Below are 2691 nucleotides of genomic sequence, written 5' to 3'. Positions count from 1 at the left end.
ACCGAAACAACTGGCACAAAACGAACCGATATAGGCTTAACTTAAAACCAAAAGTGGCACAATTTGAACCGAAATGCCTGGCACTAACCGACCGAAATCACTGGCACAAATCGATCCGAGATATCCAATTAGAATTATACCATTTTGAAGATGTCTGGTTCCCATTCTTATCATGCTCAAACACTATACGATTCGTTTGATGGCCAAGGCTGTCATAACTTATTAATTCCTGTTCTCTCCAGTCTCTGTCGTACTTCTGAACAACATATTCCTTAAATGAGCCATCTTGATACCATCCCTTTATCTCTTCAATTCTATTCTTTCTGTCAAAAATAAATACAGTTTTAATGGTATTTGCTTTAGTTGTCAGTTCGAGTGTTTTTTGCTAAAGCGATAGCGGAGGCAAAAAATGTATCGAGAACAGGGTTGTAGCACTGAACTCCCTCGCATTCTCGATACAAATTTTTCTCGCTGAAACGCTCCAAAAATTCACTCGAATTGACGAGGGTTTTCTTGCACTGCCCGCCAGGTCGGGTATTTAACGATTGTATTACTTTCCGATGCAGAAATCGTCTTTCCTTATTTTACTGGGGTTTCCATATTTCAAGGTACAAACTAGGTACACCACATTTCCAACAGGTCAAAAAAAAGTGATAAAATATTTGCACACATGTCATCTTTGGTGAGCTCACCGGTTATTTCACCAGTGTTCTCCCGTATAGCTGATCCAATACTTATCTAGAGAGCGATCTTTCCAGTGTTCAGTATGCATCCGTTCATCCCTTTAAAGGAATGATGGGTTTAATATTCATCCATCAATAACATAAGTTTCTAAGATTATACTTTTCAGCAATACCCGTTTTTTGCGATTAGTCTTTTTATGTACCGGCGGTGAACTGTATATATTTGTTAAGCTCATACCTATGAAGATCATTTAAGTCCTCCAAATATGATTTAAATTCGGGATTAGCTATTAAATTATTAAATGGATCAAAATCAATATTTTTTAATTGATTATCGCTGTCTAGCTTAGAAATAAGATTTATAGTAAGTCCACTCTTAGTGAGAGAGATTTTCTTTTCATCATAAGTTCCATATATAAACAGGTTATAATCATCTTTCGAGATTAAATTATAATCAAATAACATAATTACAAACTTATTTAGCTTGTAACTAATAAAGTCATCTTCCATTTTTAATTTTACAACAGCTAAATTTACTTTTTCAGTTTTGTCTTTGCGACTTAAGTTTATATATGCAGGCCTTGAATTTTCTATTGCAGTATCGTATCTCTCTTCTCCGTAAGTATCTCCAAAATATAATTTTCTCCGCTGTGGATCTGGATTATTGGCCAAGCTTTCAAAATATCTCACCTGATTTAATATTCTTTGATTAAAAGAAAGTTTTCTAGAGCGATAAATATAATTAGAATAGTAATTTCTAGCGGGCTCATTTGAAAGCCTTATGAATTCATAATCACTAATTTCATAACCTTCTAAGAAGAGATAATTTATTCTTTCTAGCATATCTAGATTGTTCCAGAATTGACTATTATTTAGCTCTATAATTTTATCAGAAAATAATTCAATAAAAGAATCAATATCTCGGTAATAGTGAATAATTCCAGATTCAATCAAATATTGTTTCAGTTTATCCTTTTCGTTAGTTGTTGGATTAAATAAGAATTCTTCATCATCTTTTAACTTTGAGTTTTTTTCTTTTTCGTGATCGCTAAGTTTGGAATCATCGTAGGATTTCAAAGTAGGATTTTGAATTTCATCCTTAAACACTCTGCTTCTCAGTAATTGAATTTTTCCATTATGAGTGTTGACGTATTTTTTATTATTAATAAAATGAACACGAGGTAAAAGTTTCTCTAATTCAACACCATCTGAATTAAAAATTTCATTTAATCTATTAACTCTTCCAATTAGGTTTATCAATTCTTTTCCTTGAAGACGATATGTATTTAGAATAAAGAGAACTTCGAATGGCAAATTTATTCCTTCTAGAATAACAGTGTTGGCGATTAAAAAATTTACACTATTCAATTCTCTAAATTTACTTTCTAGGTACTCCTTTATTATATCGGGTAATTTTCCATGTAAATAAATTAAGCCATGTTTTAAATAGGTGATTCCATAAAACTCTTCGTGAACTTCAGATTTTAATACTTGAATTACCTCGCTAATATCGGAGTCGTTAGTAATGTTAGGCAGAAAAACTGAAAACTCCTTTGCCGTGTTTTCAATTCGTACTGGTGAACTTTCAAAGATGAAATTCTTCTTCTTGGAATTACCTATTATATATTTGAACTTATTCTGATAAATGTTATGCAATTCGTAAAATTGATTAATAAACCTATTAAACTGAAATTTTCGTGCATCAGTCGTAAACTCAAAAATTTCTGGTTCTTTGATGTTAAATTTAATATTATGAGTTTCAATTTTTTGATCTTCTGATAATCTTAAGTTTGCAATATCTTCAATAAGAGGAGATAGATAAATTACTTTTTGGTCTGGTTTGGCTTTTAAATTTTTTGAAATCAACCTGCTTAGTAGAACTATAATACTCCCCAAATATAGGACAGGAAATTAAGTTGTAAATTAACCCTGTCAAAATGAAAACACCAAGAAGAAAATTCAGTGCCTCTTTCAAGGCTAAAGTAGCTATTGAAGCGATCAAAGAACA

1 protein-coding gene is annotated in these 2691 nt (G+C 31.7%); it reads right to left on the bottom strand.

Translation table 11 applies throughout. The annotated features are described in order from the left end of the window. Positions 1 to 878 precede the first annotated feature (878 nt). On the bottom strand, positions 879 to 2549 hold the full coding sequence (locus tag LB467_RS18445) for a P-loop NTPase family protein (protein WP_224475625.1): 1671 nt from the start codon (positions 2547 to 2549) through the stop codon (positions 879 to 881). Between the last annotated feature and the right edge of the window lie 142 nt (positions 2550 to 2691).

Origin of the sequence: Salegentibacter tibetensis, from assembly GCF_020164485.1 — a bacterium.
GTDB lineage: Bacteria > Bacteroidota > Bacteroidia > Flavobacteriales > Flavobacteriaceae > Salegentibacter > Salegentibacter tibetensis.
Note: the sequence above shows the minus strand (reverse complement) of the source record. Positions and strands in the feature narration are given on the sequence as shown.